This is a genomic window from Acinetobacter sp. NigerLNRRAM0016, assembly GCF_054112845.1.
In genome coordinates this window covers 1-12,768 of sequence record NZ_JBSYVT010000061.1, presented here as the reverse complement: position 1 = coordinate 12,768, position 12,768 = coordinate 1, and the positions used below count along the sequence as shown (strand labels likewise).

The window sequence follows — 12,768 nt, the reverse complement described above, 5'->3', positions numbered from 1 at the left end:
CAAAGCTGCAATTGACGCTGTTAAAGCAAACGGTGACATTAAAGGTTTAATCGTCACTTCAGCGAAGTCAACCTTCATCGTAGGTGCAGACATTACTGAGTTCGGTGCGAACTTCGCGCAAGGCGAACAGGCAATTGTAGAATGGGCCCTGCCTGTTCATGACATCTTCAACTCTTTTGAAGATTTAGACATTCCTAAAGTTGCTGCAATCAATGGTCAAGCATTGGGTGGCGGTTTTGAAATGTGTCTGGTGTGTGACTACCGTGTCATGTCAGAAGCAGCTGCTGTTGGCTTGCCTGAAATCAAACTGGGGATCTTCCCGGGCTTCGGTGGTACTGTTCGTTTAAGCCGTGTGATCGGTATCGACAATGCAGTTGAATGGATGGCAATGGCCAATCCAAAGAAACCTGCTGCTGCGCTGAAAGACGGTGCTGTTGATGCAGTCGTTGCTGCGGACAAACTGCAAGACGCTGCAATTGATCTGGTTAAACAGGCGATTGCGGGTCGTCTAGACTGGAAAGCAAAACGCCAGGAAAAACTAGATCCTGTTAAGTTGAACATGCTTGAGCAAATGATGGCGTTCAATACAGCGAAAGGTGCGGTTCTTGCAAAAGCAAACCCTGCTCAATACCCAGCACCAAAACTCATGCTGGATTCTTTACAAGCTGGTGCAAGCTTGCCACGTAATGACGCACTCAAAGCGGAAGCTGAAGGCTTTGCTAAAGCTGCTGTAACGCCTCAAGCAGGTGCGTTGATTGGTTTGTTTATCAACGACCAAGTGGTGAAAAAGACCTCGAAAAAATATGAAAAAGGTGCACATCCTGTGAACCAAGCGGCTGTACTCGGCGCGGGTATCATGGGCGGTGGTATTGCTTACCAAGCGGCAAGCAAAGGCACACCAATTATCATGAAAGACATCGGCAACCCACAATTAGCATTGGGGATGTCTGAAGCAAACAAATTGCTGACCAAGCAAGTTGAACGTAAAAAAATGACACCTGCCAAAATGGGTGAAACTTTGGCACGTATCCGCCCAACTTTAAGCTATGACGAGTTTAAAGAAGTGGATATCGTGATTGAAGCCGTGACTGAAAATCCAAAAGTCAAAGGCATTGTGTTGGCTGAAACTGAGAAAAATGTTCGTGACAACACGATCATTGCTTCAAATACTTCAACCATTTCAATCACACGTTTGGCTGAAAACCTACAACGTCCAGAAAACTTTGTCGGCATGCACTTCTTTAACCCAGTGCACATGATGCCATTGGTAGAAGTGATTCGTGGTGAAAAAACCTCACCTGAAGCGATTGCGACCACTGTCGTTCTTGCTCAGAAAATGGGTAAAACACCAATCGTAGTGAATGACTGCCCAGGCTTCTTGGTGAACCGCGTATTGTTCCCTTACTTTGGTGCATTCGACTTGTTACTGAAAGATGGTGCAGACTTCCAGCAAGTCGACAAAGTCATGGAAAAATTCGGCTGGCCAATGGGTCCTGCATACTTAATTGACGTTGTTGGTATCGACACGGGCGTTCACGGTGCAGAAGTTATGGCAGAAGGTTTCCCTGACCGCATGAAGCCTGACTATAAAGGCTCAATCCAAGTCATGTACGAAAACAAACGTCTTGGTCAAAAAAATGACGTTGGTTTCTACAAATATGAATTGGATCGCAAAGGCAAAAAAGCCAAAGTGGTTGATCCAACTGCATACGAGCTTGTAGCATCTGTGGCAACATCTGAAAAACGTGAATTTGATGCACAAGAAATCATTGACCGTATGATGCTGGCGTTCTGTAACGAAACTGTTCGTTGCTTAGAAGACAACATTGTGGCAACACCATCTGAAGCAGATATGGCGATGATTATGGGTGTAGGTTTCCCTCCATTCCGCGGTGGTCCATGCCGTTACATCGACCAAACAGGTGTTGCTGAATACGTTGCGCTTTGCGACAAATATGCACACTTAGGAAAAGCTTATGAAGCGCCACAAATGTTGCGTGACATGGCTGCTAACAACAAAAAATTCTACGGTTAAGGAGCAACGTGAATGGCTACTTTAAATCCACGTGACGTTGTCATCGTTGATGGCGTACGTTCAGCAATGGGTAAAACCAAAAACGGTATGTTCCGCAATGTACGTGCTGACAGTCTATCGGCTGAATTGGTTCGTGCTTTAGTTGCTCGTAACCAGTTTGATGTTAACGAAGTTGAAGATGTGATCTGGGGGTGTGTCAACCAAACCCTAGAACAAGGCATGAACATTGGCCGTAATATTGCGTTATTGGCTGATCTTCCAAAAACTGTTGCAGGTCAAACTGTAAACCGTTTATGTGGTTCATCGATGCAGGCGATTCATACTGCAGCGGCGCAAATTGCCACTAACCAGGGTGATATTTTCATTATTGGTGGTGTAGAGCACATGGGCCATGTGGGCATGATGCACGGTATCGACATCAACCCTGCTGCATCGAAGCACTATGCCAAAGCATCAAACATGATGGGCTTAACTGCTGAAATGTTGGGTCGTATGAACGGTATTTCGCGTGAAGAGCAAGATGCCTTTGGTGTGGAATCACATCGTCGTGCATGGGCTGCAACACAAGAAGGTCGTTTTAAAAACGAAATCATTGGCATTGAAGGTCATGACGCAAATGGCTTTAAACAGCTATGCGACATCGACGAAGTGATCCGTCCAGATGCCAACCTTGAGGCGTTCCAAGCTTTACGTCCTGTATTTGACCCGAAAGGCGGTACAGTCACTGCGGCAACGTCTTCTGCGCTGTCTGACGGTGCTTCTGCAATGTTGTTGATGTCTGCTGAACGCGCTCAATCACTTGGTTTAAAACCACGTGCTGTGATTCGCTCTATGGCGGTTGCAGGCTGTGACGCTGCAATCATGGGTTATGGTCCTGTACCTGCAACTCAAAAAGCGCTTAAACGTGCTGGCTTAAGCATGGCGGATATCCAAACCATCGAGTTAAACGAAGCATTTGCTGCTCAAGGCTTATCAGCCATGAAAGGTCTAGGCGTTTATGACAAGCAAGACATCATTAACTTGAATGGTGGCGCGATTGCATTGGGTCACCCATTGGGTTGTTCTGGTGCACGTATTACAACCACGTTGTTGAACGTAATGGAACAACAAGATACACAAATCGGTCTTGCGACCATGTGTATTGGTTTAGGTCAAGGTATCGCGACGATTATCGAACGTGTTTAATTAACACTAAGATAAAATAAAAATCCCCCTTGTTGGAGTATATAGTAAAAACAGTGTCTATTCGCGTGTGAGTGAGTGACAGGGCTTTACATATAACGTCAGCGGCTTTAATTTCAAACGTACATACTGTGTATAATGGTATGTACGTTTTTTATTTGCGCCGAGTCCTTCGGCGGTAACCATTCATCCATGAATTTTTGTTCAGTGTTTAATTGCACCTTGTGAGTGCGACTTGTTCCAACAAGTCGGGAGAGATAGGAGTTACGTCATTGGTTTAGCAGGACGGGGATAGTTATTTGCGGCAAGTACAGAGTTGTCGCCGCATCCATGCGGCTTTGACAGTTCAGTTGTTCACTCATTGATTCACCTTCTTGATTAATTGCACTTAATTTACCACCACATTGCAACCGCTCCTTACCACGTGTTGCAAATTAATCGCACCACAACTTTCACGGAAAGTACCACTTCGTCGGATCTCGGCTTTGTGCCAAAAGCTGAAATTCACTGAGATTCGACAAAATCGGCGCTTTTCACTGAAAGCGGACATTTCTGACAATCACGGAACTGAGACTCTCGAAAATTTCGAGATATCAACGCATTGCCATAAAGTAAAAAATGAGTGCATTATTCATTTCGGGTTTCAAGAACGCACCGTTTTTCAGACTATATCGATGTGGCCAAAAATAGTTGACCACTACAGTTTTTGAATACTGTATTTTGCCTTTTTAAGACCAATGAAGTGATATTATTTAGTAAGGCACGTACTTGAAGCACTTATAAAAGGTGTTTTAAATGATAAAAATAAAGGGTTTCTAATGTGTTTAGGAACCCTCTAACTTAATAGTTGTTTCGGGTTCGGCTTATTTGGTTTTGTGCTCCAGTGCTGTAAGTGATGTACCTACGATAAATATAGACACGAAAAACAAGCCTAAATCTTTTAGCAAAAACTGGCCAGGAACCACAGAGATCGCAGGAAACCCAAGAGATGCCTCAAAAACACCGGGTGTAGTCAGCATGAACGACAATGTCGTAAAAAAGAGTCCGGTTGAAAGTACACCGCCCAAGATTGCGAGCTTAGGGGAGAAAACTCGTGCAGCGATTAACAGGCCAACTGAAATTTCAAGCACACCCAGAAAATTTGAGAATCCTTGAATGCTGAGGAAGCTATACATCCACGAAAGCAGAGGGCTATTACTAACAAAACCATGTATACCGTTTGCTTCGTAGCTAGTGAATTTCATGCCACCAAACCACAAATATATTATCGTCATGGCAACGTAGATGCCACCTATACCAAACTTAGTGATTTTTGCACCGAGATTATTACTAAGGGTATTGGTAGTCTGGACACCATTTTCAATTTCGGGAATAGTCATCTTATATCTCCAATTATTTTTAGCCATGTGGACTCACTCTATGTAGCCCACTAAAATGATATGACTCTTGAGAAAAACTATATGTTTACTCGAGTCGAACCTAACTTAGGTAATTGCTGTAGTTGAGCACCAATGGATTAGACATCAATGCCTAGTGGTTGAACGGCCGGGAAGTCGACCTCGGTCTGTGTCACTTCGTTAACGTAGTTAGTGAAAGTGTTCAGGGCAACAGCCAACAGAATATCCACTACATGTGCATCACTGTAGCCAGCGTTCAGCACCGCTTGGACCTGGTCATTGCTGACTTGCCCGCGCTGGCGGACTACGGCGGCAGCAAAACGCACGGCTGCGTCGGCCTTAGGGTCATTTGATGCACCGCTGCGGTTGGCAGTGAGTTCAGCATCATCAAGCTTGGTCACCTTACGGCCTAGGAAGGAATGGGCAGCAAGGCAATAATCGCAGCCGTTGATCTCAGCGACGGCTAGGGCAATACGCTCAAGAGTCGCTGTACCCAAGCCGCCCTGTGCTGATGCTGCGCTCAATTGCAGGTAGCCAGTCAGCGCAGCAGGGCTGTTGGCAACGACGCGGAACATGTTAGGAACGCGGCCCAGTTGTTTTTCCACAGCCTTGAGTGAGGTATGGGTAGCAGTAGGCGCGGCGTCGATTGTGGTAGGGGTGTTCAAACGTGACATAAATTTCTCCTAGTGATTTGAAAGACAGCACGCTGTATTGGCGTGGAATAAATTGTATTTAAGAAGGTTCTGCTTGATAATCCGTTGCTATCAGACAGCTCATCTTCACGTCTTGCGCAGTCGCCATTTCAGTGCCACTACACATCTTCGTTGACGTTACGCCGTCCTGATTTCTAAGGAGGTCTTCGAGACTCCAAAAACACCCTCCAGCAACGATCACATAATTTATGTTTCATAAAGCCTCGTTGGTTTTTATCTATTTACTGATGTACCTGACTTTACAGCGTGTAAAACAGGTATAACATGTTCAGTAGTTCGTATAATGTGACTTATTAGACAGTTTACGTAGGGGGTATGTATGGATGCAGACTTTGGATATCAGATTTAAAGAGTTGTGAAATTAAGGGTTCACGAAAAAAATGAATGTCTGCAAATATAGGGCAAATTAGATTGTCTATGTCCATATAAATTTCAATGCTTTACATTTTTAAATGTTCAATTGCGTTACTCAGATTCAACTTTTGGTGGCAGATTTATCTTAAACATCAGCCCAGCAATTCGCACGGTAGTACTTTGTTGACTATCCCCTGACAAAGTAACAATTTCTTGCCACAATCAGACTTGAGCACTTTACTTCGCGCCTATGTGCACTGCTTAACGCACCAAGGCTTCTGATGTTCTGATTGACACCAATTACTTCGTTTCCTGCTTGATACTTTGAGATCAACAGGATTGAATAAAGTAAAAGGGGCTATTTAAATATTGAGGGAACAAGTGGCAATAGATTTGAGCATAGAAATCGCACTGCTGTTAGAGCGCTGGCAGGGCATTGTAAACATGATGGCTCAAGTCGCGGAAGTGCCTTGCGTGCTGATTAATCGATTAGATAAAAACGAAATTTGTGTTCAGGCAGTTGGCAGTGTGTCGAAACCAGCTTTTTATTGCGATGAACCTATTCCATTGGCACTAAACAGTTATTGTTCCCAAGTCATTGCCAGTCACCAGCCATTGCTAGTTGAAAATGCAATCGGTACCCGATACGAGAACAATAACCCGACATTTGCCGCAGGCTTTAGTTATTACTACGGGCTGCCTTTGCTTTGGCCTAGCGGAGAAACTTTCGGTACTTTGTGTATGTTGGACCGGGCAAGCGCAGACCGGGCATCACAACACTGTTCCTTACTCACACTCTTTAAGCAGGCTATTGAATATGATTTGCAATTGCTGCAGCAACAACAAGAGCAGCTCAAGCGTGAGCAACAAGCAGACTTAAAATTTATCCAACTTTTCAATGAGATATCCAATAGGATAAAACCGGTAGCGACTAATAAGTTACTTCAATCCGAGTTATTTGTACTGTTGACTAGCCAGTACCAATATTGGCATCAGGAGCTTGAGCTACAGCTTAATCAAACTGTCTTAGCTCATGAAAACTCCATTCATATCGCGGCACTGGTTCGAATTTGGTCAAATTTGTTGGCAATTGCCCATGAAACAGAATGGTTGAGAGCTACAGCTGTCGCTGAACCTTATAGCTGTGAGGCTGAAGCGTCACTGGTTGATGCAACGCCATTATTAGAACAAGCAGTCTATAAAACAGCGTTGACGCTTGGTACTGAACTCGTTTTGAGGAGTCATTTGCCTAACCCACTGTTACTCAGTGGGAGACCTGAGTTATGGTCGCTGATAGGGCTGGCTATCACCAGCTTTTTAGTCATTGGCGCCAGCGGCACCAGTAAAACGGTATTTGTCAGTAGCCGAATAAAAGGTAAACATAGAGTTTTGGAATGGTCCCTCCATGTAAAAGGCCAGACGATGCCACTGCATTTTACCCGTGATAATCAAGCGCTTTATGGTTTTGCTTCCGTATGTGCCGAGCTCGCTGGTGCTGTGTTGGAATCTGGTGAGCAGCAATTAACTGAGAGTATTCATCAACAGAGTAGTTATCTGAACTCGAATCGTGATCACGTCGACGACATTGAAAGCAGGAATGCTTCAAGAACTCGGTTTATCTGCTTATGGATACCGGTGGTGGGAGACGATTTATAAACTCTCAGCGATGAAAGTCGAAGTTGTGTCTTAGATTATCATTTTTACGCCATTTTAGAATTTTCCTTTCTATAAGCACTAGGAGTTACGCCAATTTTTTTCTTAAATAATTTTTGAAAGTGTTCATGTGCCGGATACCCAATGGCTTCACTCACTTCAGGAACAGATTTACCGGTTTCTTTAAGCAGCTGCTTCGCTTTTTCAAGCCGACAATAGGTTAAATAATCAAGAGGTGTCATGCCAGACAGTTTCTTAAACTTAACGCTGTAGTTCGTACGCGACATTCCAGCAATCTCAGCGAGATCGTCAAGACCCCATTTTTTATCGAGACTATGATGGATAGCTTCCAAGGATTTGCTGAGTTGCGGATTTTCGATCAATTTGAAAAATCCTACATTTTTGTTGGATTTGTACATGTGAATTCTTAACGCTTGCACGAAGATAATTTCGGTCAGCTTCCTGACTAGCGTGTTGCTTCCAGGAAGCCCTGATTTTGCTTCCTGCTCTATAATACTTAAAAGCATGGTAAGCCAAGGCGAGTGGGAGTTCTCAGTACTCTTGATATGCACGACGTTTGGCAGCGAATTTAAGAATGGATGATCGGGTCCGCCATCAAAACAAAAATGTCCGCAAACGACGTTTGCTTTGAGCTTGCTCTGATCACCATATTCCAGAACTTGAGTTTCAGTGAGGTTGGCCTTGGATCTAAATTCGACCGCGGGCTCGGCCTTGATTTTTGGTGCACTGGTCATGGTGTGCTCCATCCCTTTGAATAAAATCAAAATATCGCCTTGCTCCGCCAAAGCCTTAAGTTTAAGTTTTGGCACCTCGTACCAAAACTCGCCATGGGTCACGATGTGAAATCTCGCTAGATTCTCTTCCTGCGGGAGACTGATGCCCCAGTCTCCTGCAAATGATGTTCTATACCAGTAGCTACTAGTAAGCTCTACCTTATCTAAAATCTCACTGAGAACATCCATACTTAGCTCCTACGCAAACTGTCTAATAAGTCACATTATACGAACTACTGGGCATGTTATATCTATTATACATGCTGTAAAGTCAGTTTAATCAGTAAATAGATAAAAACCAAGGAGGCTTTATGAAACTAAATTATGTGATCGTTGCCGGAGGGTGTTTTTGGGGTCTTGAAGACCTCCTTAGGAATCTGGACGGCGTGACGTCAACAAAGGTGGGCTACTCTGGCGGAGATTTTGATGATCCTACCTACGCCGATATTAAAACAGGGAAAACGGGTCACGCCGAAGCTGTTCGCGTGGAATACGACCCAGACGAAATATCTCTCGAAGAGATTCTACATTACTTTTTCAAAATCCATGATCCGACTACGAAGAATCGCCAAGGAAATGATGTTGGCACTTCGTATCGCTCGGCAGCGTTCTATCGTGACGATGCACAGAAAGCGATTATCGAAAACGTGATTGATGAGGTCAATGAGATCGGTCGCTTCGAGAATCCCGTGGTCACGACGGTAGCCTTGGAAAAAGAGTTTTATGACGCTGAGGAGTATCACCAAAACTATTTGAAGAAGAATCCCCACGGGTACACGTGCCATTTTGAGAGAGATTAAACCATGAATCAAACGAAAGAGGAAAAAATGAAAGAACTTAAGAACGTTGTCATCTACACAAAAGACCATTGTCCGTTTAGTAAACGCGTGAAGGAGTACTTAACTTCTGAAAAAGTTGATTTTAAACAAATTCGCGTGGATGACGATCCCAAGACTTATGATGAGTTGAAGAAAAAAACCAACCTTCAAACTGTTCCGCAAGTTTTTGTGGATGGAAAATTCATTGGTAGCGCGACTGACTTCTTCGCGTGGATTGATAGCTAAAGAACAAACCCAAAAATAAAGGAGCAAATTTATGTTCAACTGGGAAAGCATTAACAACTATCTCGATAACGGCACTCCCGCTCCTCCCAGAAAAGTAGAAAAGAGCGAGGAAGAGTGGAAAAAAATTCTGACGCCCGCTCAATTTAATGTCATGCGGAAGAAAGGCACCGAGCGCCCTCACACTGGGGAACTCTGTTCATTTTATGAGGCAGGACGGTATGCCTGCGCGGGCTGCGACACTGAACTGTTTGATTCGAACGTTAAGTTTGATTCGGGAACAGGTTGGCCGAGTTTTTCTGAGCCCGTCGCCGACAACGTAATTCAATATGAACTGGACACGACTTACGGACGAAGAATCGAAGTGCTATGCAATGTGTGCGAAGCCCACTTAGGGCACGTTTTTCCAGATGGTCCTGAGCCCTCTGGGGCTCGATTCTGCATCAACTCGGAGTCGTTGAAGTTTGTAGAGTAATTTTAGAAAATGGAGGGGGTCGTGGGGATTAAGCTGTTCGGTCATAAGGACTGCCACAAAACCAAGATTTACCAGTCGTACTTGAAAGAAAAAGGAATCGAGTTTGATTTTTTAGATGTTCACGAAGACGACGCGGCAGCTGATGAACTGCGATCCCTTTATACTACTGGAAAGTTAAATTTCCCGACAATACTGGTTGGGACAAAGAAGCTGAGAAACCCCAAGTTCAAGGACCTAGACAAGTGGTTGGAAGCTTCGATAAAATAACGAGATCTTTTTTTTGAGGATTGTAATTAGCTTAGTAAGGAGTCAGATCAATGATTATAGCAGTTTTCCGCAGTCGTGTTGCCAAGGAGCACGGTGGGGAGTTTGAAAGAAGATACGCCGAGATGTCCGCGCTTGTCGAAGCCATTCCTGGTTACGGAAGCCATGAGCGGTTTTCTTCTCCTAACGGTGAAGATGTTCTAATTGTCGAGTTCCTTACCAGAGAAGCTTTCGATGCTTGGGATAAGCATCCCGAACACAAAAAAGCCAAGATGCTTGGCAAAGACTACATTTTTGAATCGTACGACGTGAAGGTCGGAGAAGTTTTTGAACGGCACACAAAGCCGGAGGTGAAATTATGAAAACGAGAAACGTTTATATCGTAGGTGGAGCTCGGATTCCATTTATGAAATCTATGACCGCATATCGAGACGTCTCAAGTGAAGAACTAATGACGGCGAGCCTAAAGAGTTTAGTTGATAGATATAACTTGGAAGGAAAAACTGTGGGCGATGTAGCCTTAGGAGCTGTCATGCACAGCTCGGCTAACTGGAATTTGGCTCGTGAAGTCGTTCAATCCTCCGGTTTGCATCCAAACACTCCGGCATATAACGTGCAACGTGCTTGCGGAACGAGCTTGGAAAATACGATTCAGATTGCTCACAAAATTTCTAGCCACCAAATTGAAAGTGGCATTGCGGGCGGTGTTGATAGCAACAGCGATTTGCCCATTATGGTTAGTCGAACTTTCGCAAGAAAATTGATTGCGTTGAATTCTGCCAGAACGCTTGGTGAGAAAGTAAAAATCATTTTAGGAATTAAACCTAGCGATCTAAAGCCAGTGTTGCCCGCAGTGGTTGAGCCACGCACCGGAAAATCAATGGGTGAGCATTGCGAACTCATGGTTAAAGAGTGGAATATTTCTCGCCAAGAGCAAGATGAGTTAGCGCTGGCAAGTCACAGAAATGCAGCTCAAGCATATAAAGATGGGTTTTATGATGATCTCGTCTTTCCATTCCAAGGAAATAAGACCGATGGAATTTTGCGTGCTGATACAACTTTGGAAAAATTGTCGAAGTTAAAACCTGTTTTTGATAAATCAGAAAAAGGGACTTTGACGGCGGGAAATTCAAGCTCGCTCACAGATGGCTCATCCACCGTTCTTTTAGCATCAGAAGAAGAGGCAAAAAAGAATAATTGGCCGCTGTTGGCCAAGATTGTGGATTCTCATACTTCTGCCGTGGATTACGTCGCTGGCGAAGGTTTGCTCATGGCTCCAACTGTGGCGGTCAGTGAATTATTGAAGCGAAACGGCTTAAAGCTTCAGGATTTTGATTTTTACGAAATTCACGAGGCGTTCGCTGGACAAGTGCTCTGCACGATGAAGGCGTGGGAGTCTGCTGAATACTGCAAAACACGTTTGGGACGATCAGAGCCTCTCGGAAAAATTGACCGCTCGAAGCTAAATGTCCGTGGAAGTAGCATTGCCCTTGGGCATCCGTTTGCGGCTACTGGCGCTAAGATCGTCGGAGTTTTAGCAAAGATACTGCACTCAGCTGGTCCTGGAAAACGTGGCCTTATCGTCGTTTGCACGGCGGGAGGAATGGGAGTGGCTACAATTCTTGAAAGTTAGGTGAAAAATATGTCGGATCTAAAAATGAATAAAGAAGACGATGTTGAAAGCTATGAATTTGCGACCCCTGAAGCAATCGAAGAAGCATTGAAAACCGGAAAACTTAGTCAAACGGTTTTTGGCACGGGCTGCTTTTGGGGACCGGATTCAAATTTTGGAGGGACGCAGGGAGTAGTGCAAACACGTGTTGGCTACGCTGGAGCATCAACTCTGGATCCGAGTTACCGCAACATCAACGGACACGCCGAAGTCGTCAGAGTGATCTACGATAAAGACCAAATCAGCTACAGGGAACTTCTTGGAAGTTTTGAATCATGGTCTGTTCATGGTAGAAAGCAGGGCCAGTATCGCCAGATACTTTTTGTTTTTGATCTGGAGCAAAAACAAGTCACTGAAGAACTGATTCAAGCGATTGGAAAGGAGAAATCTCCCGAGGTGATTGAGGCCGGAGAACAAAATGGTTATTTTTGGCCCGCCGAAGATTACCATCAAAAGCATCGTCTTCGCAGAAACAAACAGCTTGTAAGTCTTGCAGAAGTAGATTTCGGTCCTCGCTGGGATGAACATCTGTATTTTACTAAATTAAATAGTACCGATAGAAAAGGCTTCAGTCTCTCAAGCTGGCTAAAAAAGTTGTCTCCGGAAATGCAGAAAGCTTACCGAATCGGTTAATCTGAAATTGTGCTGGCTAAAGCACTCTATTTTCGCTACGCAATCAATGTGCCGGCCAACTTTAAATAGAGTCCCACAGTGTACAAAGAAGCTGTGCAAGTGGCATTTTACCGATGTATTTAAACGGACTAATTATTGCCCATATGAGACCAGCTTATCTACCAGTTGTTAGGTGATCCCCCTCAAATTAACAGAACACACTGGTTTGATTGCGGCCTTGGGCTTTAGCTTTGTATAACATCTGGTCGGCGGCTTCGAGCAACTGCTTTTTGTCGTTAAATAAATCAGCGCTGGCCAAACCGATGCTGACCGTTAATTGTCGTAATGGCCATTCATGGTTAGCCACTACCAGCCTTAATTTTTCCAGTGTTTTATTGGCCGACACGATGTCTGTGCCTGGCAAGATCAGCACAAACTCTTCACCACCATAACGGGCGAAAAAGTCATAGTTCCTGCTGTTGCGCTGAAACAGACCTGCTACCAGGCTCAGTGCCTGATCACCTTCGGCATGTCCATAGCTGTCGTTAAAACTTTT

Annotated in this window: 15 protein-coding genes; 10 read left to right on the top strand and 5 right to left on the bottom strand. The window is 44.4% G+C overall.

Features of this window, described 5'->3' with window-relative positions:
• Together fadB and fadA are read left to right on the top strand one after the other, a co-directional pair.
• Nucleotides 1-2,035 (top strand): fatty acid oxidation complex subunit alpha FadB (fadB, locus tag ACWQ4X_RS18850; protein ID WP_457904593.1); only part of this gene is annotated, 2,035 nt, incomplete at its 5' end.
• A gap of 12 nt (nt 2,036-2,047) precedes the next feature.
• Nucleotides 2,048-3,220 (top strand): acetyl-CoA C-acyltransferase FadA, encoded by a 1,173-nt coding sequence (fadA, locus tag ACWQ4X_RS18845; RefSeq protein ID WP_457904592.1) that lies wholly within the window; start codon nt 2,048-2,050, stop codon nt 3,218-3,220.
• Nucleotides 3,221-4,080: 860 nt separating this feature from the next.
• Here the strand turns inward: fadA and ACWQ4X_RS18840 are convergent.
• The 3 genes from ACWQ4X_RS18840 to ACWQ4X_RS18830 all read right to left on the bottom strand — a co-directional run bounded on the left by ACWQ4X_RS18840 (nt 4,081) and on the right by ACWQ4X_RS18830 (nt 5,508).
• On the bottom strand, nt 4,081-4,596 hold the full coding sequence (locus ACWQ4X_RS18840; protein WP_024160829.1) for a YkgB family protein: 516 nt from the start codon (nt 4,594-4,596) through the stop codon (nt 4,081-4,083).
• Between the two features lie 137 nt (nt 4,597-4,733).
• Nucleotides 4,734-5,288, bottom strand: a complete 555-nt coding sequence (locus tag ACWQ4X_RS18835) for a carboxymuconolactone decarboxylase family protein (protein WP_024160828.1) — start codon at nt 5,286-5,288, stop codon at nt 4,734-4,736.
• A gap of 58 nt (nt 5,289-5,346) precedes the next feature.
• Nucleotides 5,347-5,508, bottom strand: a complete 162-nt coding sequence (locus ACWQ4X_RS18830; RefSeq protein ID WP_223213851.1) for a peptide-methionine (S)-S-oxide reductase — start codon at nt 5,506-5,508, stop codon at nt 5,347-5,349.
• A 554-nt stretch (nt 5,509-6,062) separates the two neighbouring features.
• Here ACWQ4X_RS18830 and ACWQ4X_RS18825 point away from each other — a divergent pair.
• The gene (locus ACWQ4X_RS18825; RefSeq protein WP_005006246.1) at nt 6,063-7,337 is read left to right on the top strand and encodes a hypothetical protein; all 1,275 of its coding nucleotides are present in this window, start codon (nt 6,063-6,065) and stop codon (nt 7,335-7,337) included.
• A gap of 44 nt (nt 7,338-7,381) precedes the next feature.
• Here the strand turns inward: ACWQ4X_RS18825 and ACWQ4X_RS18820 are convergent, their stop codons facing one another.
• Complete coding sequence (locus tag ACWQ4X_RS18820) at nt 7,382-8,317, bottom strand: AraC family transcriptional regulator (protein ID WP_005006248.1); 936 nt, start codon at nt 8,315-8,317, stop codon at nt 7,382-7,384.
• Nucleotides 8,318-8,439: 122 nt separating this feature from the next.
• Between ACWQ4X_RS18820 and msrA the strand changes: the two genes are divergently transcribed.
• Genes msrA through ACWQ4X_RS18785 form a run of 7 tightly spaced genes read left to right on the top strand, consistent with a single transcriptional unit; the run spans nt 8,440 to nt 12,233 of the window.
• The gene (gene msrA / locus ACWQ4X_RS18815) at nt 8,440-8,928 is read left to right on the top strand and encodes a peptide-methionine (S)-S-oxide reductase MsrA (protein WP_024160827.1); all 489 of its coding nucleotides are present in this window, start codon (nt 8,440-8,442) and stop codon (nt 8,926-8,928) included.
• 3 nt (nt 8,929-8,931) lie between these two features.
• The gene (locus ACWQ4X_RS18810; RefSeq protein WP_001076938.1) at nt 8,932-9,192 is read left to right on the top strand and encodes a glutaredoxin; all 261 of its coding nucleotides are present in this window, start codon (nt 8,932-8,934) and stop codon (nt 9,190-9,192) included.
• A gap of 31 nt (nt 9,193-9,223) precedes the next feature.
• A complete protein-coding gene (gene msrB / locus ACWQ4X_RS18805; RefSeq protein WP_000483554.1) occupies nt 9,224-9,664 on the top strand; it encodes a peptide-methionine (R)-S-oxide reductase MsrB in 441 nt (146 codons plus the stop codon).
• Between the two features lie 9 nt (nt 9,665-9,673).
• On the top strand, nt 9,674-9,931 hold the full coding sequence (locus ACWQ4X_RS18800) for a glutaredoxin family protein (RefSeq protein WP_024160826.1): 258 nt from the start codon (nt 9,674-9,676) through the stop codon (nt 9,929-9,931).
• Between the two features lie 50 nt (nt 9,932-9,981).
• On the top strand, nt 9,982-10,290 hold the full coding sequence (locus tag ACWQ4X_RS18795; RefSeq protein ID WP_002122973.1) for an antibiotic biosynthesis monooxygenase family protein: 309 nt from the start codon (nt 9,982-9,984) through the stop codon (nt 10,288-10,290).
• A complete protein-coding gene (locus ACWQ4X_RS18790; RefSeq protein ID WP_000857678.1) occupies nt 10,287-11,561 on the top strand; it encodes an acetyl-CoA C-acetyltransferase in 1,275 nt (424 codons plus the stop codon). The genes ACWQ4X_RS18795 and ACWQ4X_RS18790 overlap by 4 nt, the downstream gene beginning before the upstream one ends.
• Nucleotides 11,562-11,570: 9 nt before the next feature.
• The gene (locus tag ACWQ4X_RS18785; protein WP_024160825.1) at nt 11,571-12,233 is read left to right on the top strand and encodes a peptide-methionine (S)-S-oxide reductase MsrA; all 663 of its coding nucleotides are present in this window, start codon (nt 11,571-11,573) and stop codon (nt 12,231-12,233) included.
• A 187-nt stretch (nt 12,234-12,420) separates the two neighbouring features.
• On the opposite strand, the gene ACWQ4X_RS18780 is transcribed toward ACWQ4X_RS18785, so the two are convergent.
• On the bottom strand, nt 12,421-12,768 hold a 348-nt coding region (locus ACWQ4X_RS18780; RefSeq protein ID WP_033917483.1), incomplete at its 5' end, for a GGDEF domain-containing protein.

Coding starts and splice junctions, on each gene's coding strand:
- ACWQ4X_RS18785 (WP_024160825.1), top strand. CDS start 11,571: ATGTCGGATCTAAAAATGAATAAAGAAGACGATGTTGAAAGCTATGAA.
- ACWQ4X_RS18840 (WP_024160829.1), bottom strand. CDS start 4,596: ATGACTATTCCCGAAATTGAAAATGGTGTCCAGACTACCAATACCCTT.
- fadA (WP_457904592.1), top strand. CDS start 2,048: ATGGCTACTTTAAATCCACGTGACGTTGTCATCGTTGATGGCGTACGT.
- ACWQ4X_RS18810 (WP_001076938.1), top strand. CDS start 8,932: ATGAATCAAACGAAAGAGGAAAAAATGAAAGAACTTAAGAACGTTGTC.
- msrA (WP_024160827.1), top strand. CDS start 8,440: ATGAAACTAAATTATGTGATCGTTGCCGGAGGGTGTTTTTGGGGTCTT.
- ACWQ4X_RS18795 (WP_002122973.1), top strand. CDS start 9,982: ATGATTATAGCAGTTTTCCGCAGTCGTGTTGCCAAGGAGCACGGTGGG.
- ACWQ4X_RS18800 (WP_024160826.1), top strand. CDS start 9,674: ATGGAGGGGGTCGTGGGGATTAAGCTGTTCGGTCATAAGGACTGCCAC.
- ACWQ4X_RS18820 (WP_005006248.1), bottom strand. CDS start 8,317: ATGGATGTTCTCAGTGAGATTTTAGATAAGGTAGAGCTTACTAGTAGC.
- msrB (WP_000483554.1), top strand. CDS start 9,224: ATGTTCAACTGGGAAAGCATTAACAACTATCTCGATAACGGCACTCCC.
- ACWQ4X_RS18790 (WP_000857678.1), top strand. CDS start 10,287: ATGAAAACGAGAAACGTTTATATCGTAGGTGGAGCTCGGATTCCATTT.
- ACWQ4X_RS18835 (WP_024160828.1), bottom strand. CDS start 5,288: ATGTCACGTTTGAACACCCCTACCACAATCGACGCCGCGCCTACTGCT.